This window comes from Streptomyces sp. MMG1121, assembly GCF_001280015.1.
GTDB lineage: Bacteria > Actinomycetota > Actinomycetes > Streptomycetales > Streptomycetaceae > Streptomyces.
Window position 1 is genome coordinate 40,008 of sequence record NZ_LGDV01000226.1, and the last position, 17,597, is coordinate 57,604.

Genomic DNA, 17,597 nt, shown 5'->3' on the forward strand with positions numbered 1-17,597 from the left:
CCGCCCGGCCCGGTCGGCCCGGTCGGCCGTCAAGCGCCCCGGCCCGGCTCCCCCGGCACCCCGGGCTGCCGGGGGAGCGGGCGCGGTCCTCGGACGGGAGACCCGGGCTCCCGATCCCGCCCGGCTCTCCACGCTTGCCGCAGCCGTTACGCTGGAGGCGTGGCAGTCGTCGATGTATCCGAAGAGCTGAAGTCCCTCTCCTCGACCATGGAGTCGATCGAGGCCGTCCTGGACCTCGACAAGCTGAGGGCAGATATCGCCGTGCTCGAGGAGCAGGCGGCGGCCCCGTCCCTGTGGGACAACCCGGACGAGGCACAGAAGATCACCAGCAAGCTCTCCCACCTCCAGGCCGAGGTCAGGAAGGCGGAGGCGCTGCGCGGCCGGATCGACGATCTCGTCGTCCTCTTCGAGATGGCCGAGGAGGAGGACGACCCGGACACCCGCGCCGAGGCCGAGTCCGAGCTGGCCGCGGTGAAGAAGTCGCTGGACGAGATGGAGGTCCGCACGCTCCTCAGCGGTGAGTACGACGCCCGTGAGGCGCTCGTCAACATCCGCGCCGAGGCCGGCGGCGTCGACGCCGCGGACTTCGCCGAGAAGCTCCAGCGCATGTACCTGCGCTGGGCCGAGCAGCGCGGCTACAAGACGGAGCTCATCGAGACGTCGTACGCCGAAGAGGCCGGCATCAAGTCGACCACCTTCGCCGTCCAGGCGCCGTACGCCTACGGCACCCTCTCCGTCGAGCAGGGCACCCACCGGCTCGTGCGGATCTCGCCCTACGACAACCAGGGCCGTCGCCAGACGTCCTTCGCCGGTGTCGAGATCCTCCCCGTGGTCGAGCAGACCGACCACATCGAGATCGACGAGTCCGAGCTGCGCGTGGACGTGTACCGGTCCTCCGGGCCCGGCGGCCAGGGCGTCAACACCACCGACTCCGCGGTGCGCCTGACCCACATCCCCACCGGCATCGTCGTCTCCTGCCAGAACGAGCGGTCGCAGATCCAGAACAAGGCCACCGCGATGAACGTCCTCCAGGCCAAGCTGCTCGAGCGGCGCCGGCAGGAGGAGCAGGCCAAGATGGACGCCCTCAAGGGCGACGGCGGCAACTCCTGGGGCAACCAGATGCGTTCGTACGTCCTGCACCCTTACCAGATGGTCAAGGATCTGCGCACCGAGTTCGAGGTGGGCAACCCCGAGGCCGTGTTCAACGGTGAGATCGACGGGTTCCTGGAGGCCGGCATTCGCTGGCGCAAGCAGCAGGAGAAGTAACTTTGTCGACATGACAACTGCCGCCCCAGTGGCGGCAGTTGTTGTTATGTCTGGGTTTTACATCACAATTACAGGCTCCAACTCACCGCAAACGCACCCCCAAGGGACATGGCGCCCGCAACGGCCTTGACGTTGCTTTGAAGAATGGGAAGAGTTGCACGCGGCATGCGTACTTGCGGGGCGCATGTGAACCGGGGGAATGAGTTGACGCGCTTCGTCACCGGCTGCCTCCCGTCGATCACGGCAACGCCCCTCGCGCCGCCTCATTGACGAACAGCTACTGGGGGTAGCAACCATATGACGAAGAAGACGCGGATCCGGGTCGCGCGGATAGCCGCGGGCGCCGTGATCGCGGCCGGTGCGTCACTGACCGCCGCCGGTGCGGCCTCCGCCCTGGACCTCGGTGTCCAGGCGGGCCCGATCAGCCTGGGTGTGCACACGAACGCCGGAAGCGACGACGGTGGCACCGACGGCGGCTGCCCGGTCGCCGTCTGCACCGACGGCGGCACCACGACCGGCGGTGACTCCACCACGGGTGGCGACTCCACGACCGGCGGTGACTCCACCACGGGCGGTGACTCCACGACCGGTGGCGATTCCACCACGGGCGGTGACTCCACGACCGGCGGTGACTCCACCACGGGCGGTGACTCCTCGACCGGCGGTGACGTCACCATCGGTGGTGTCATCGGCGGTGGCGACAGCTCCACCGGCGGGGACTCCTCGACCGGTGGCGACAGCAGCACCGGTGGTGACAACGGCGGCAACGGCGGCAACACCGGCGGCGACAACGGCAACACCGGCGGTGGCAACGGCACCGGTGGCGACAGCGGCACCTCCGGTTCCACCGGTACCTCGGGTTCCACGGGCACCTCGGGCTCCACGGGTACCTCCGGTTCCACGGGCACCTCGGGTTCCACCGGCACCTCCGGTTCCACGGGTACCTCCGGTTCCACCGGTTCCACCGGTGGTTCCAGCACCTCGGGCGGCTCCGGCGGCACCGGTGGCTCCACCACGGGCGGCAACCACGACAACCCGCAGGGCGGCAGCGGCAAGGCCACCCAGGACGAGGGCTCCTCGCAGCTGACCGACACGGGCTCCGACAGCAAGGCCCAGGGCGGCGACAAGCAGCTCGCCGAGACCGGTGCCGGCCAGACCGCGTTCCTGGTCATCGGCGCCGCGACGATGATCGCCGGCGGCATCGGCTTCCGCGTGCTGCCGCGTCTGGTGAACGGCCGGGGCGGCGCCGCCGCCTGACCGTAGCCCTACGGTCACGCAGCGCACGCACCCCGTATGCGTAAGGGCCCGGAGCTTGGCGCTCCGGGCCCTCAGCCGTCTCTGCGGCGTTCTCGCGCTCTGTGTCGCGCGCTGCGCTCCGCTATGCGGTCTGGTGCGCCAGCAGCGCCACCGCGGCGATCAGCACCGCCAGCAGCGCGATGAGCGCCATCGGGTTCACCCCGCCGAGGAAACCCTCGTGCTGCAGTCGCTCGCGGTTGGCACGGCACACCGGGCACCGGCCCTCGCTCACGGGCGCCGCGCAGTTCGCGCACACCAACCGGTCGTACGTCATGCGCTCGCCCTCCTTGCACCGGCCATCACTTGTAGAACGCGCACGGGAACGAGAACGTTCCCCCTCCACTGTGCCAGGTTCCCGCAAGCCCTGCGCGGGGCCCCGGGGCAGCGGTACGGAAGCGGAGGCCAGTACAAAAACGTACAAGTCTTGCCCAACCTCTACCTGCGACTGCACTTGCACACCCGGGTCGCGTATGGTCACGCTCATCTACCCCCGGCTACCCGTGGTGCATCCGTGATCCGATTCGACAACGTCTCCAAGGTCTACCCCAAGCAGACCCATGCCGCGCTCAGGGATGTCTCCCTGGAGGTGGAGAAGGGCGAGTTCGTCTTCCTCGTGGGATCCTCCGGCTCCGGAAAGTCCACCTTCCTGCGGCTCATCCTCCGCGAGGAGCGGTGCAGCCACGGCCAGGTGCACGTGCTGGGCAAGGACCTCGCGCGCCTCTCCAACTGGAAGGTGCCGCAGATGCGCCGCCAGCTGGGGACCGTCTTCCAGGACTTCCGGCTGCTGCCGAACAAGACCGTCGCCGAGAACGTGGCCTTCGCGCAGGAGGTCATCGGCAAGTCCCGCGGTGAGATCCGCAAGTCCGTGCCGCAGGTGCTCGACCTCGTCGGGCTCGGCGGCAAGGAGGACCGCAGGCCCGGCGAGCTGTCCGGTGGTGAGCAGCAGCGCGTGGCCATCGCGCGGGCCTTCGTCAACCGGCCCAAGCTGCTCATCGCCGACGAGCCCACCGGCAACCTCGACCCGCAGACCTCCGTCGGCATCATGAAGTTGCTCGACCGCATCAACCGGACGGGCACCACCGTCATCATGGCGACGCACGATCAGAACATCGTGGACCAGATGCGCAAGCGCGTCATCGAGCTGGAGAAGGGCCGCCTCGTCCGCGACCAGGCCCGCGGCGTCTACGGCTACCAGCACTGAATCACGTTCACGACGGAAAGGCTTGACCCGACGCCATGCGCGCCCAGTTCGTCCTGTCGGAGATCGGTGTAGGTCTCCGCCGCAACCTGACGATGACCTTCGCCGTCATCGTCTCCGTCGCCCTGTCCCTGGCCCTGTTCGGCGGCTCCCTGCTGATGAGCGACCAGGTGTCCACCATGAAGGGCTACTGGTACGACAAGGTCAACGTCTCGATCTTCCTGTGCAACAAGCACGACGCCGAGTCGGACGTCAACTGCGCCAAGGGCGCGGTCACCGAGGACCAGAAGAAGCAGATCCTGTCCGACCTGCACAACATGCCGATCGTCGAGAAGGTCTCGTACGAGTCGCAGGACGAGGCCTACAAGCACTACAAGCAGCAGTTCGGCAACTCCCCGCTGGCCAGCTCGCTGACGCCGGACCAGATGCAGGAGTCGTACCGCATCAAGCTGAAGGACCCGCAGAAGTACCAGGTCATCGCAACCGCCTTCAACGGGCGGGACGGTGTGCAGTCGGTGCAGGACCAGAAGGGCATCCTGGACAACCTCTTCCAGCTGCTGAACCTGATGAACCGCGGCGCGCTCGGCGTGATGGCGATGATGCTGATCGTCGCCCTGCTGCTGATCGTCAACACCGTGCGCGTCTCGGCGTTCAGCCGCCGACGCGAGACCGGGATCATGCGCCTGGTCGGTGCCTCGGGCTTCTACATCCAGGCGCCGTTCATCGCGGAGGCCGCGGTCGCCGGACTCATCGGCGGCGGCCTCGCCTGCGTGGCCCTCGTGGTCGGCCGGTACTTCACGATCGACCACGGCATGGACCTCGCGCACAAGCTCACGCTCATCAACTTCGTCGGCTGGGACGCGGTGTTGACCAAGCTGCCGCTGATCCTCGCCACGAGCGTGCTGATGCCGGCGCTGGCCGCGTTCTTCGCGCTGCGCAAGTACCTGAAGGTGTGACGCATGCCAAGAGGGCCGTACGGGCAACCGCCCGTACGGCCCTTCGCGTTGTCCTAGACTCACGGCCATGTCAGGCCGAGAACTGTGCCGAGACCTGTTCTGCCAGCCCCGCCGCATCCGCCGCGGGGCCGCCCTGACATTGGTCTTCGCCGGCGTCCTGGTCGCCGGCGCCGCCACCGGCTCCTTCCCCGAGACCGCCCCCACGGCACGCGAGACGGCCGTCGGCCCCTCGCCCGCGACCACCGGGCACGAGGACGTCCAGAAGGCCGCGGCCGAGGCGATGGCCGACGGCAAGTCCCCGATGGAGGCCGCCGAGCGGGCCGTCAGCCGCAGCGGCGACCGCTGGGGCGCGGTGTACACCGAGGGTGAGTACGAGGAGTTCCAGGAGGCCCTCGACGGCAAGTACACCGGCGTCGGCCTGTGGGCGGGACGCGAGCAGGACGGCCGGATCGAGGTGACCTGGGTCCAGCCCGACTCGCCCGCCGCTGCGGCAGGCATCCGCGAGGGCGACCGGCTGACCAGTGTCGACGGCGACAGGGTCGACGGCCGCCCGGTCACCGACGTGGTCTCCTTACTGCGCGGCGACGCCGATGGCGCGGCCGCCGGTACGACCGTCACCCTGGGCCTGGAGCGCGGCACGCGCGCGTGGACCGAGAAGCTGCGCCGGGCCAGCCTGTCCACCGACTCCGTGACCGTGCGCCGGCTGCCCGACGGGGTCACCGTCATCAAGATCGCCGCCTTCACCAAGGGCTCCGGCGACGCCGTCCGCGCCGCGGTGCGCCGGGCCCCGGCCGACGGCGGGATCATCCTCGACCTGCGGGGCAACTCCGGCGGCCTGGTCACCGAGGCCGTGGAGACCTCCTCCGCCTTCCTCGACGGCGGCCTGGTCGCCACCTACGACGTCGACGGCGCCCCGCGTTCCCTGCACGCCGGCCCCGGCGGGGACACCGCCCGGCCCCTGGTCGTCCTGGTCGACGGCGGCACGATGAGCGCGGCCGAGATGCTCACCGGCGCCCTCCAGGACCGGGGCCGCGCGGTGGTGATCGGCTCCCGCACCTTCGGCAAGGGCTCGATCCAGATGCCGACGAAGCTGCCCGACGGCTCGGTGGCCGAGCTGACCGTCGGCCACTACCGCACCCCCTCGGGCCACACCGTCGACGGCCGTGGCATCACCCCCGACCTGGAGGTCGATCCGGCCGACGGGCAGGCCGCCGTTGAGCGGGCCGGGACCGTGCTCAGCGGTCTGGGCGACGCCGATTAAAGGCTGGCCTCAGGACCCCTCCGTAGTGCGAAAATGGACGGCACTATGAGCAAGGGAATGTACGTACCCAAGGAGTCCCAGCCCAAGCAGGGCGGCGGGGCCGCCAAGGCCAGGGACGGCGAGAAGGGCGGCAAGCGCAAGATCGTCGCCCAGAACAAGAAGGCCCGGCACGACTACGCGATCATCGACACCTACGAGGCCGGGCTCGTACTCACCGGCACCGAGGTCAAGTCGCTGCGCGAGGGACGGACCTCGCTGACCGACGGCTTCGTCCACATCGACCGGGGCGAGGCGTGGCTGCACAACGCCCACATCCCCGAGTACCACCAGGGCAGCTGGACCAACCACTCCGCGCGCCGCAAGCGCAAGCTGCTGCTGCACCGCGAGGAGATCGACAAGCTGGAGTCCAAGGCCCAGGAGACGGGGCACACCATCGTGCCGCTCGCCCTGTACTTCAGGGACGGCCGCGCGAAGGCCGAGATCGCGCTCGCACGAGGCAAGAAGGAGTACGACAAGCGCCAGACCCTGCGCGAGCAGCAGGACCGGCGGGAGTCGGACCGTGCGATCGCGGCGGCGAAGCGGAGGCAGCGCGGCGCGTAAGCCGGGAATACGGTGGCATCGGCGTGCGTTGGTCACGTACGATGGCACCAACACCGGTTGAACCCGGTGTGTGCATTGAAAACACAACATGGGGATGATCGGTTTCGACAGCGGCTGTCGAAGCAGGGGAAGCGTGTCGAGGAAGCGGCAATGATCTCGTAAACCATATGTCGCAAAAAATAATCGCCAACACCAAGCGCGATTCCTTCGCCCTCGCTGCCTAAGTAGCGACTTGCGAAGTGTCAGCCCGGGGCTGTTCCCGACCCGGATCCTGGCATCAGCTAGGGAACTAAACCTTGATCCCGGTCACGGGGTGAAGAGGGAAACCAAACAGTGACTGAGCCCGTCGGCGACTTGTTCGCGTGATCGCCGGGGCTGAGAAAATCACAGCGAACTGCACACGGAGAAGCCCTGATTCCGCACCGTTGGACGCGGGTTCGATTCCCGCCATCTCCACCAGTCCCTCCGGGGGCACCCCATGTGGGCAAAGGCCCCGTCGCTTCGAGCGGCGGGGCCTTTGTCATGCCGTGGCCTCCCTGATCTCTCCCTGCCCCCTTCCTGACCTGGACGTTCATCGTTTGTTGATCGTCGCGAGTAAGTGTGGTGAAGCCATCTGCGCACGAACTTCACAAGAGGGCGTGCGTGACGTCTTCACCCTGAAAGGGGGTGCAGTGATGAAGCTTCTCTTCGCCCTTCGCAACAAGGTGTCCGCTCAGAAGAGCCTGAAGGCCAGCGCCTGGTACTTCTGGTACTAGGCCAAGAGGTCGTCCCCGCCGCACGGCGGGGACGACGCCGTCTGCCGACGTCTGCTCCCTCGGCCTTCCCGGAGACCCCCATGCGCGCCACGTTGTTCCATCCACGACTCGCCGCCCTGTTCCGGGACCACCTCGGGCAGGACGTCTTCCGGCTCGAATCCGACACGGTCGGAATCGCCGGCCACGAGGTCGCCGACCGGATCCTCGCCGCCCGGCGGGCCACCGAGACCGAACGGCCCACGTTCAAGCCGCTGCACGGGCGCTCGATCTCGCGGGGCGAGGCCTCCTCGGTGATGCGGACCATCGGCGGCGACGTGCGCGAGGCGCTGAAGAAGCCCCGTCCCCGGCCCGAGGACGTCGACCTGTCCGGGGTCTGGCCCCTCACGGGGCATCTGTTCCTGCGGGACCTGATCCTCGGCGAGGACCCCCACCGGCTGCGCATCCTGATGAGCCGCAACCTCGAACTGACCCCCAAGCTCACCTGGGCGGTGATCGCGGCAGGTGCGGCGCTGCCGGGGCGGGTCGGGCGGCGCGGTGCCCCGCTGACCGCCATCGCCGGTCTGACGGCCGACGCCACCGGCTACCACGAGCGCCGCTACGCCATGGGCATGTACCGGCGCGCGGCGGCCCCCGTGTGCTTCACGGTCTCCACCCTGGTCGCGAACGCACTGTGGCTCGGCTCGCCGTTCGACCCCGGCACGCCGAACCGGCACATCCTGCACGAGGCCATGCGCCTGCTGCCGCCGTCCTGGAACATCCTGCGCAACGCCTCCCCCGAGTACGGCGCCATCGACCGGCGCATCGGCGCGGGCGACGACGTCCTCCTGCTGCCCCTGCTCTCCCACCGGGATCCGAAGCTGTGGGAGGACCCGCACGAGTTCCGCCCGGAGCGCTGGGACACCCTCGACCCCGACACCGCCCCCGGCTACCTCCCCTTCGGCCACTCCTCCGAGCGTTGCTGGGGCCGGCACATGGTGATGCCGCTGGCCGAGCTGCTCCTGGACCTGATACGTGACACGGGCCTGGCGGTGAGCCCCGACCAGACCTCCGCCAAGGTCCCCCTCGTCGGTCTGCTCGGCGTCGAGGACGTCCGGGTGACGAGGGTGCGCCGTGCCGCTGCCTGAGCCTTCGGACGGCGCCGAGACGGTCGACGGGTCCTTCGCCCGCGACCCGCACGAGGTCTACCGGCGCTGGCGCGAGGAGGGCGGGGTCCGCAAGGTCCGTTTCTCCGGTGCCGCCCCCTTGGCCGGCTGGGTCGTCACCGGGCACGCGGCCTGCCGGGCGGCCCTCGCCGACCCCCGGCTGAGCAAGGACGGCGCGACCGAGGCGTACGCCCGCCACGAGGGGCTTCCCACCGGCGGCCCGGGCGGCGCGCTCACCAGCCACATGCTCAACTCCGACCCGCCACGCCACACCCGCCTGCGCCGGCTGGTGCAACAGGCGTTCACCCAGCGGCGGGTGGCGGAGCTGCGCCCGAGGATCGAGGCGCGCGTCACCGCACTCCTCGACGCCCTGGACGGGACGGACGAGGTGGACCTGATCGCCCGGTTCGCGCTCCCGCTGCCGCTCGCGGTGATCTTCGACCTGCTCGGCGCGGACCCCGGCGGGCAGGGGATCCTCCGGGTCCGGGGCCACACGGTGCACGGGGACGGGGGCGACGGGGAGGTGTCCGTCCCGACGGCCGAGGCGATGCTGGACCGCCTGCGCGCCCTGATCGACGCCAAGCGCGCCCACCCCGGCGACGACCTGCTCTCCGCTCTGATCGCCGCCCGCGACCACGGCGACCGCCTCACCGAGCAGGAGGTCACCTCCATGGCCTTCCTGCTGGTGATCGCGGGCCACCAGACCACCGCCAACCTCCTCGCCAACGGCCTGCACGCCCTGCTCGCCCACCCCGGCCGGCTCGCCGCCGTGCGCGCCGACGCCGCGCTGATCCCCGGCCTGACCGAGGAAGTCCTGCGCCACGACAGCCCGTTCGCCCTGGCGAGCCTGCGCTACACCACCGAGCCGGTGACGATCGCCGGTACGGCCATCCCGGCCGGGGAGTTCGTACAGATCGCGCTGCTGGCCGCGAACCGTGATCCGGACGTCTTCGAGGACCCCGACCGCTTCGACCCCGGCCGCGACGCCTCCCGGCATCTGGCGTTCGGCCACGGCGTTCACCGCTGTCTGGGCGCACCGCTGGCCCGTCTGCAGGCGGAGATCGCCTTCGGGCACGTACTCCGGCGCTTCCCCGGCCTGCGTCTGGCCGATCCGCAGCGCGCCCCCCAGTGGCAGGACAACCCCCGCCACCGCGGACTGCTCACCCTCCCGGTCCGCCTCCGCTGACGGCCGGCGCCACTTGACGGCTCGCGGCGCGATGCCCCGGGTGACGCCTTCGTGCCCTCGACAGGTCTGACGGGAATCAGCGCGGGCGGGCCGCCTGGGACGCCGTGTGGACGAGCAGCGCCAGGGCGGCCGCGCCGGCCGGGACCAGGAAGGCGGTGCCGGGGGAGAGGTGTTCGGCCGCCCAGCCGCCCGCCGCCGAGCCGCAGGCGATGCCGGTGAGCAGCCCGGTCACCACCAGGCTCATGCCCTCGTTGAGCCGGTCGGCCGGGGTGCGCTTCTGCACCTGGGTCATCGCCGTCACCATCGTCGGCGCGGTCGCCATGCCCGCCACCAGCAGCGCGCCCGCGAGCACCGGCAGCGAACCGGCGACACCGGCGGCCACCCAGGGCAGCGTCATCAGGACGGCCATCGCCGCCAGGCAGTGGCCCAGCCGCGACCCGGCCGGTCGCCGGGCGCCGAACACCAGGCCCGCCGCGCCCGAGCCCGCCGCCTGGAGCGCGAGTACGGCCCCGGCGACCGTGCGATGTCCGTGCGCGCCGGCGAAGGCGATCGTGGCGACCTCCATCGAGCCGAACACCGCGCCGGTCGCCGTGAAGCAGGCCAGCAGTGGCGGGATGCCCGGGATGCGCCACGGTGTCCGCGCGGAGCGGGCGGTGCGCACCGGCGGTTCGGTGGCCCGCTGCGCGGTGAACACCAGCATGCCGGACAGCAGCAGCACCGCCCCGGCGAGAGTGCCCGCCTCCGGGAAGAAGGTGCCGCTCAGGAAGGACGCGAGCACCGGGCCGAGCATGAAGCACAGCTCGTCGGCGGCCTGTTCGAAGGAGTTCGCGGTGTGCAGCGCACCGGGTTCGTCGCGCAGCAGATGGGCCCAGCGGGCGCGGGAGAGACCGCCGATGTTTGGAGTGGCCGCGGTCGCGGCGTAGGCGGCGAACAGGGTCCAGTGGGGGGCGTCGTAGCGGACGCACAGCAGCAGCGCGAGGCTGCCGAGCACGGCGGTGAGCGTGGCCGGTACGGCGATCCGGGCCTGTCCGTGCCGGTCGACCAGCCGGGCGATCCAGGGCCCGGCCAGCGCGGTCGCCGCCAGCCCGGTCGCGGTGACGGCACCGGCGAGGGCGTACGAGCCCCGGGGACCGGCGATCATCACGACGGCGCTCACGCTGAACATGCCCATGGGCAGCCGGGCGAGCAGGTTGCCGGTGGTGAAGGCACGGGTGCCGGGGAGGGCGAAGAGCCGGCGGTAGGCTGCGGTGGCTGATATGGGCATGCCGATACGGTCCCCCGGAGTCGATCATCCGGTCCAACACCTTCCCGGTGCCGATTCACGCACCCGTGTTGTAAGTTCGCCGTCATGGCCGCCGACCTGGACCCCCGTCTGCTGCGTGCCTTCGTCGCCGTCGCCGAGGAACTGCACTTCACCCGGGCGGCCGCCTGCCTCTACGTCGCCCAGCAGGCGCTCAGCCGGGATGTACGGCGCCTGGAGCGGGAGTTGGGTGCCGAGCTGTTCGTGCGGACCACCCGGCAGGTGACGCCGACCGCCGACGGTGAACGCCTGCTGCCGTACGCGCGCCGGGTCCTGGCGGCACAGGACGACCTGCTGGCGGCCTTCGCCTCCGGCCCCGCCCGCCCGCTGCTGGTGGACCTCAACTCGCCGGGCCTCGCCACCGGCCGCCGGGTGCTGCACCGGGCCCGTGAACTCGCCCCCGACTGCGAGCTGATGGCCCGCTACGAGAGCGGTCTGACCGGAGCCGCGTCCGAGGTGCTGGCCGGCCGGCTGGACGCCTCCTTCGGCCGCTTCGCCGGTCTGGACCCGGCGCTGCGGTCCGGGCTGGAGCGGCAGCCGGTGCGCTACGAGCCGATGGCCGTCGTCCTGCCCGAGGCCCACCCCTTGGCCGGGCTGTCCGAGGTGCCCGTCGCCGCGCTGGCCGGCGAGACGGTGTACGCCGGTGCCGGCGACCCGCGCACCCCGGAGTGGACCGACCTGGCGTCCCGCCTCTTCGCGGAGCACGGCATCCGGCTCGCCCCGCCGTTGCCGCCGGCCGTCGGGGACGAGGAGTTCGAGCGGATCATGGCCAAGACCCGTCACCCGGTGCTGGCTGTCGTGGACTTCCCGGACCTGCCCCGCACGGTCCGTCGCCCTCTGGTCGACCCGGTCCCGCTGTCGCCGGTGTCGCTGGTGTGGCGCAGGGGCCTGGTCCATCCGGGGCTTGACGCGCTGCGCAGGGCGGCGGCGGAGATCGCGGCGGCGCGGGGGTGGCTGCGGCGGCCGGGCGGGAGCTGGCTGCCGGCGGTGGACGAGATGACGAGGACGGCCTGATCGAGGGGCCGCGGGCGAACGGGCCCGCCCGGTCGTGGTCGACCCGGCGGGCCCGCAGGCGTGTGGGTGATCAGCCCGCCGAACCGGCCGGGGTCGTGGTGGGGGTGAAGCCTTCCTTCTTGTTGGCCGCCGTGGCGAAGTCGTTGGTGAAGGTCGTACCGAGGTTCACCGAGGACTTGACGTCACCGACCAGCTGCTCCGTCGCCAGCACGGTCTTCGGGCCGCCGGCCGGCATGATGCCGTCGGGCAGGAACTGCCCCTTGTCCTTCGTCAGGGCACTGATGTAGTCGGCCTTGGTCACGAGCTGGTTCTGCACGAACGACTGCGGCAGCTTGTCCGCGATGTCGGCGGCGCTGTGGGTGTTGATCCAGTGCATGGTGGCCACGAGCGCGTCGACGACCTTCTGCACCGTGTCCTTGTGCGCGTTCACCCAGTCGGTGCGGGCAAGGACGCCGGCCGCGGGGTAGGCGCCGCCCATCGCGTCCTGGGCCCCCTTGGTGGTGGCCAGGTCGACGGCGGAGTAGCCGACGCCCTTCTTCTCGATCGCGGCGACCGTCGGCTGCGTCGTCATGACGCAGGCGGTCTTGCCGTTCTGGAGCGCCGCGATGGCCGTGGAGCCCGCGCCCACCCCGATCCGGTGGAAGTCGCCGTTCTTGAGGCTGTTCTTCGCGGCGAGGAACTGGGTGAGGGTGTCGGTGCCGGAGCCCAGGTCGGTGACGCCGAGCGTCTTGCCCTTGAAGTCGGCGCCGGAGCGGACGCCGCTCTTCGTGGCGCACATCTCCCGTTCGCCCGGCGCGCCGGACAGCTGGACGACGTCCTCGACGGCCTTGCCCTTCGCCTGGAACTCGATCGTGTGGTTGTACCAGGCGCCGGCCATGTCCACCTGGCCCGACGCCATGGCCTCCTCGGCGCCGGTGCCGCCGTCCTGCTCGGTGCTCAGTACGACGTCGACGCCGTACTTCTTGTAGAAGCCGAGGCTTTGGGCGAGCTGGTACGGCAGGTAGATCTGCTTGTCGAGACCGCCGGCCATGAGCTTGACGGTCGGGGTGCCGCCGGAGCCGGACGAGCTTCCGGAGCCGCTGGAACACGCGGTGGCCGCGCCGAGGGTGAGGACGGTGACGAGCGATGCGACGAGGCTTCTCTTGAGCATGGCGGGGCACGTGCCTTTCGAGAGGGAGGTGAGGAGGGAGAAGTTCAGAGGGAGTTCGCCTCGGTCGGGGCCGGCGGGCGCCAGGCCAGCAGCCGGTGTTCGAGCTTGCCGATCAGCCACTCCGCGCCCAGCACGATGACCGCGATGACGAGCATCGTGGCGAACACGCCGTTGGGGTCGAAGTTGTTCTGCGCGGTCTTGATGACGAGACCCAGTCCGCTCTGCGCGCCGAGCACCTCGCCGACCAGCGCGCCGACGATGGCGAAGCCGAAGGCGCTGTGCAGGCTGGCGATGATCCAGGTGAGCGCGGAGGGCACGATGACGTGCCGGACGATCTGCAGCTGGGAGGCGCCCAGCACGCGGGCGTTGGCGAGGATGTTGCGGTCGACCTCGCGGACGCCCTGGAAGGCGTTGAAGAAGACGATGAAGAACACCAGCACGGCGGCGAGCAGGATCTTCGGGGTCACGCCGATGCCGAAGGCGACGATGAAGATCGAGCCGAGGACGATGCGCGGGATCGCGTTGACCATCTTGATGTAGGGACCGAGCACGTCGGAGAGGAACCGGCTCTGGCCGAGGGCGACGCCGACGACGACTCCGGTGACGGAGCCGACGGCGAAGCCGATCAGCGCCTCCTCGATGGTGGTCCAGATGTTGGAGTAGAAGGAGCCGAACTCGGTGCCGTGCTGGAAGAGGTCGATCAGCCGCTTCCAGATGCCCGACGGCTGCCCGAAGAAGAACGGGTCGACGATGCCCCAGGTGGTGAAGGCCTGCCAGCCGCCGATGACGAAGGCCGCGAGACCGATGCGGCCCGCCCACACCAGCGCGACCCGTCGCCGGGCGGCCCGCTTCGCGGCGGCCGTCGCCGAGGTCTGGCTGCCGCCCTCGGCCGGCGCGGCGGAAGCGGTGGACGTCGTACTCATGCGGTGCCTCCCGCGGTGCGTGCGTAGGCGCGCTCGACCTCTTCGCGCAGCGTTTCCCAGATCTGTTGCTGGAGTTCGATGAAGCGGGGCTGGAAGCGGATCTCCTGGACGGAGCCGCGCGGCCGGGGCAGGTCGATGTCGAAGACCGCCTTGACCGATCCGGGGCCGGAGGTCATCACGACGACCCGGTCGGCGAGCGCCACGGCCTCGTCGAGGTCATGGGTGATGAAGACGACCGACGGCCGGATCTGCTCCCACAGCCCCAGCAGCTCGGTCGACATGATCGCCTTGGTCTGCACGTCCAGGGCGCCGAACGGCTCGTCCATGATCAGGATCTTGGGCTCGTTGATCAGCGCCGCGGCCATGGCCACGCGCTTGCGCATACCGCCGGAGAGCTGGTGCGGATAGCGGTCCTCGAACCCGGTGAGGCCCACCCGGCGCAGCCAGTCCCGGGCGGCGGCCTGCGCCTGCTGCCTGGGCACACCACGGAAGACCGGTCCCATCAGCACATTGCCGAGGACGGTCTTCCAGGGCAGCAGCGCGTCCGCCTGGAACATGAAGCTGACCCCGTCGGTGATGCCGTCCACCTCGCGGCCGCCGACCCTGACCGAGCCCTCGGTGGGCCGGTCGAGCCCGGACACCATGCTCAAAGTCGTCGACTTGCCGCAGCCGGTGGGGCCGACCACCGCGCAGAACTGGCCCGGCTCCACGGTGAACGACACGCCTTGCAGCGCCGTGAACACCTCACCGGCAGGAGTCAGGAATCGCTTGGTGAGCCCGGAGATCTCGATGCGCGCGTCCTCGCGCGCCGCTGTACCGGCGCTGCCGCCGGCGATCGGGCTCTTCGCGACATCGTTTCGCGAAGCCATGTGAGGGCCTCTCCTTCCACACCTGTCGGGTCGGGGAAGGCAGACGCTAGGGGTCACCCGGTGTTACGTCGCTGTTTCCCGGGTATCCCGCGATAGCCGCGTAACCAGGGGTTCTGCTCGTTTAGCTCAGTGCGCCGGGGGTGGGCAGAAAATCGGCCATCAGGCACAATCACGCCACCACGGGTGCGGCGCAGGGCCGGCCCGGCACCAACCGGAACAGGGGCGATGAGGCACCTGTGACTCCCATCCGCATACGGATCGGGCGCGGCGGGAGGGGGAGGCTGTCCGCGCGGATCCTCGCCGGCCAGCTCGCCATCCTGGCGCTCACGGGCGTCATCGGCTTCGCCCTGTTCGCCTTCGCACAGCGCTCCGCCCTCGACCGCACCTACGAGGAGCGGGCCGTGGCCATCGCCAGGACGACGGCCGCCGACCCGCAGATCCGGCGGGCCATGCAGGACGGCAGCGACGACGCCGCGCGGACCGGCGTCGTCCAGGCCGTCGCCGAACGCATCAGGCAGTCGTCGGGGGCGTCGTACGTCGTGGTCATCGACCTGCACGGCGTCCGCCACTCGCACCCCATGGCGCAACTGGTCGGCTCGCCGGTGGCCGAGCCGGTCGTGGCGCGGGACGGCCGGCCGCACGTCGGCACCGACCAGGGCGCGACCGGGCGGTCCGCCAACGGCAGGGTCCCGCTGTACGGGCCGACGGGCGAGCTGGTCGGCGAGGTGTCGGTGGGCATCCCGGAGCACGACGTGCTCGGGGAGCTGTGGCACGAGCTGCCGACCTTCGGCCTCTATGCCGCGATCGCCACCGCACTCGGTGCCGCGGCCGCGTATCTGCTGGCCAGACGCCTGAAGCGAACGACCTTCGGGCTGGAGCTGGAGGAGATCGCCGGGCTGCTCCAGGACCGCGAGGCGATGCTGCACGGCATCCGCGAGGGCGTGCTCGCCTTCGCCCCGGACGGCAGGATCTCCGTGGTGAACGACGAGGCCCGCCGCCTCCTCGGCCTCGGCACCGCGCTCGGCAGCACCCTGGAGGAGACGCTGCCCGACGGACGGCTGCGCCGCGCCCTGGACGGCACCCTGACCGGCACGGACATCAGCGTGCTGACCGACGAGCACTGTCTGGTCGTCAACCGGATGCCGGTGACCCTGCACGGGCGCGCGCTGGGCGCGGTGGTGACCGTCCGAGACCGCACCGAACTGGTCGGACTCCTGCGGGAGTTGGACTCCGTGCGCGGGCTGACCGACGCGTTGCGGGCGCAGCAGCACGAGTTCACCAACCGGATGCACACGCTCGCCGGGCTGCTGGACATCGGGGCGTACGACGACGCGTACGACCTGGCCGTCGAGGCGGCCGGCACCGGGCAGGCGCTCACCGAGTCCGTGCGGGGGCGGATCGGCAACCCACTGATGGTCGGCCTGGTCGTGGCCAAGACCACGGTGGCCGCCGAACGCGGGGTGTGGGTCGAGCTGGACGACGACTCCGCGCTGGGCGAGGACCCGCCGCAGCTGCCCCGGCTGCTGACCATCGTCGGCAATCTGCTGGACAACGCGATCGACGCGGCGGGCGACGGACCGCCCCCGCCGGGCGGACGCGCGGTCCGCCTCACCCTCACCGAGGACGCTGCCGGGACGACCGTACGGGTGGCGGACACCGGCCCCGGCATCCCGCCGGGCGCCCATGACTCGATCTTCGAGGACGGCTGGTCGACCCGCCCCGACCGGGGCACCGCCCGGCGCGGTCTGGGTCTCGCCCTGGTCCATCGCCTGGTGTCGCGGCACGGCGGCACGGTCACCGTCAGCGAGGGCACGGGCGCGGTCTTCACCGTACGCATGCCGCTGCCGCATCTCGTGTCCGCCGGGGAGCCGAAGACGCTGCGGACGGGATCCGCGGGAGGTGACCGCTGATGATCCGCACCCTGGTCGTGGACGACGACTTCCGGGTCAGCCACATCCACTGCGACTACGTGTCCCGGGTCCGGGGCTACGAGGTGGTGGGCGAGGCGGCGACGGTGGCTGAGGCGCTGGAGGCGGCGCACGAGCTGCGCCCCGACCTGCTCCTCCTCGACATCTTCCTGCCCGACGGCAGCGGACTGGACGTACTGCGCCGGCTGACCGGGGCCGCGGGAGGCGCCCGCCCCGACGCCTTCGTGATCACCGCGGACCGTGACATCGCCTCCGTCCGCACCGCCATGAAGCTCGGCGCCGTCGGCTACCTGGTCAAGCCCTTCGGCGCCGCCGACCTGGCCGAGCGGCTCACCTCGTACCGCGAACTCCAGCACCGTGTCGACATCCTCGGGGAGAGCACGCAGACCGAGCAGGCCGACGTGGACGCCCTGTTCAGCGCCGTCCGGCCGCCCGCCGTCCCCCGGGTGCCGGCCAAGGGCCACTCGGCGCCCACGCTCGCCCTCGTCCAGCAGACGTTGCGCACCGCCCACCGCGACCTGTCGGCCGCCGAGGCCGCGGAACTGACCGGCGTCTCCCGGGCCACCGCCCAGCGCTACCTCTCCTACCTCGTCAAGGAGGGCATGGTCCGGCTGATCCTCCGCTACGGGGCGACGGGCCGCCCGGAGCACCGGTACCGCATCGCGTCCTGAGGCCCCGGGGCCTTCCGGCTTCCCCTCACCGGTCGGCCTCCCGTCGAGTGAGAGCAAAGTTCCTTTCCGGTCACCCACAGCC

Annotated in this window: 17 protein-coding genes and 1 other RNA gene; 13 read left to right on the forward strand and 5 right to left on the reverse strand. The window is 70.8% G+C overall.

The features are described 5' to 3' along the window. The first annotated feature begins 159 nt into the window (after positions 1–159). Complete coding sequence (prfB, locus tag ADK64_RS33290; protein WP_053665255.1) at positions 160–1,266, forward strand: peptide chain release factor 2; 1,107 nt, start codon at positions 160–162, stop codon at positions 1,264–1,266. 297 nt (positions 1,267–1,563) lie between these two features. Beyond that, positions 1,564–2,523 carry a hypothetical protein gene (locus ADK64_RS33295; protein ID WP_053665257.1) on the forward strand — a complete coding sequence of 320 codons (960 nt, stop codon included), beginning with the start codon at positions 1,564–1,566 and terminating at the stop codon, positions 2,521–2,523. A 121-nt stretch (positions 2,524–2,644) separates the two neighbouring features. Here the strand turns inward: ADK64_RS33295 and ADK64_RS33300 are convergent, their stop codons facing one another. Next, complete coding sequence (locus ADK64_RS33300) at positions 2,645–2,836, reverse strand: hypothetical protein (RefSeq protein WP_053665259.1); 192 nt, start codon at positions 2,834–2,836, stop codon at positions 2,645–2,647. A gap of 237 nt (positions 2,837–3,073) precedes the next feature. On the opposite strand from ADK64_RS33300, the gene ftsE reads away from it, so the two are divergent. The 8 genes from ftsE to ADK64_RS33330 all read left to right on the forward strand — a co-directional run bounded on the left by ftsE (position 3,074) and on the right by ADK64_RS33330 (position 9,660). Then, complete coding sequence (gene ftsE / locus ADK64_RS33305) at positions 3,074–3,763, forward strand: cell division ATP-binding protein FtsE (protein ID WP_053665261.1); 690 nt, start codon at positions 3,074–3,076, stop codon at positions 3,761–3,763. 35 nt (positions 3,764–3,798) lie between these two features. Beyond that, positions 3,799–4,716, forward strand: a complete 918-nt coding sequence (ftsX, locus tag ADK64_RS33310; RefSeq protein WP_053665263.1) for a permease-like cell division protein FtsX — start codon at positions 3,799–3,801, stop codon at positions 4,714–4,716. Positions 4,717–4,783: 67 nt separating this feature from the next. Next, entirely contained in the window at positions 4,784–5,977 is a 1,194-nt protein-coding gene (locus ADK64_RS33315) for a S41 family peptidase (protein ID WP_199829778.1), read from the forward strand. A 57-nt stretch (positions 5,978–6,034) separates the two neighbouring features. Further along, positions 6,035–6,577: an SsrA-binding protein SmpB gene (gene smpB, locus ADK64_RS33320; protein ID WP_053665267.1), complete on the forward strand. Its 543-nt coding sequence runs from the start codon at positions 6,035–6,037 to the stop codon at positions 6,575–6,577. Between the two features lie 90 nt (positions 6,578–6,667). Then, positions 6,668–7,036, forward strand: a transfer-messenger RNA (tmRNA) gene (gene ssrA / locus ADK64_RS42285). 215 nt (positions 7,037–7,251) lie between these two features. Next, positions 7,252–7,332 carry a tryptorubin family RiPP precursor gene (locus tag ADK64_RS49265; protein WP_351248186.1) on the forward strand — a complete coding sequence of 27 codons (81 nt, stop codon included), beginning with the start codon at positions 7,252–7,254 and terminating at the stop codon, positions 7,330–7,332. Positions 7,333–7,412: 80 nt separating this feature from the next. Further along, positions 7,413–8,456 carry a cytochrome P450 gene (locus tag ADK64_RS33325; RefSeq protein WP_053665269.1) on the forward strand — a complete coding sequence of 348 codons (1,044 nt, stop codon included), beginning with the start codon at positions 7,413–7,415 and terminating at the stop codon, positions 8,454–8,456. Next, the gene (locus tag ADK64_RS33330) at positions 8,443–9,660 is read left to right on the forward strand and encodes a cytochrome P450 family protein (RefSeq protein ID WP_234384803.1); all 1,218 of its coding nucleotides are present in this window, start codon (positions 8,443–8,445) and stop codon (positions 9,658–9,660) included. The genes ADK64_RS33325 and ADK64_RS33330 overlap by 14 nt, the downstream gene beginning before the upstream one ends. A 76-nt stretch (positions 9,661–9,736) precedes the next feature. On the opposite strand, the gene ADK64_RS33335 is transcribed toward ADK64_RS33330, so the two are convergent. Then, entirely contained in the window at positions 9,737–10,924 is a 1,188-nt protein-coding gene (locus ADK64_RS33335) for an MFS transporter (protein WP_053665271.1), read from the reverse strand. A gap of 84 nt (positions 10,925–11,008) precedes the next feature. Between ADK64_RS33335 and ADK64_RS33340 the strand changes: the two genes are divergently transcribed. After that, positions 11,009–11,974 (forward strand): LysR family transcriptional regulator, encoded by a 966-nt coding sequence (locus tag ADK64_RS33340; protein ID WP_053665273.1) that lies wholly within the window; start codon positions 11,009–11,011, stop codon positions 11,972–11,974. A gap of 70 nt (positions 11,975–12,044) precedes the next feature. On the opposite strand, the gene ADK64_RS33345 is transcribed toward ADK64_RS33340, so the two are convergent. The 3 genes from ADK64_RS33345 to ADK64_RS33355 are packed head-to-tail and all read right to left on the reverse strand — an operon-like array spanning position 12,045 to position 14,916. Further along, a complete protein-coding gene (locus ADK64_RS33345) occupies positions 12,045–13,124 on the reverse strand; it encodes an ABC transporter substrate-binding protein (protein WP_053665275.1) in 1,080 nt (359 codons plus the stop codon). 44 nt (positions 13,125–13,168) lie between these two features. Further along, on the reverse strand, positions 13,169–14,047 hold the full coding sequence (locus ADK64_RS33350) for an ABC transporter permease (protein ID WP_053665277.1): 879 nt from the start codon (positions 14,045–14,047) through the stop codon (positions 13,169–13,171). Then, positions 14,044–14,916, reverse strand: a complete 873-nt coding sequence (locus ADK64_RS33355; RefSeq protein WP_078993002.1) for an ABC transporter ATP-binding protein — start codon at positions 14,914–14,916, stop codon at positions 14,044–14,046. The genes ADK64_RS33350 and ADK64_RS33355 overlap by 4 nt, the downstream gene beginning before the upstream one ends. A gap of 236 nt (positions 14,917–15,152) precedes the next feature. Between ADK64_RS33355 and ADK64_RS33360 the strand changes: the two genes are divergently transcribed. Both ADK64_RS33360 and ADK64_RS33365 read left to right on the forward strand, forming a co-directional pair. Beyond that, on the forward strand, positions 15,153–16,826 hold the full coding sequence (locus tag ADK64_RS33360; RefSeq protein WP_053665279.1) for an ATP-binding protein: 1,674 nt from the start codon (positions 15,153–15,155) through the stop codon (positions 16,824–16,826). Next, on the forward strand, positions 16,826–17,515 hold the full coding sequence (locus ADK64_RS33365; RefSeq protein ID WP_053665281.1) for a response regulator: 690 nt from the start codon (positions 16,826–16,828) through the stop codon (positions 17,513–17,515). The genes ADK64_RS33360 and ADK64_RS33365 overlap by 1 nt, the downstream gene beginning before the upstream one ends. The last annotated feature ends 82 nt before the right edge of the window (positions 17,516–17,597 follow it).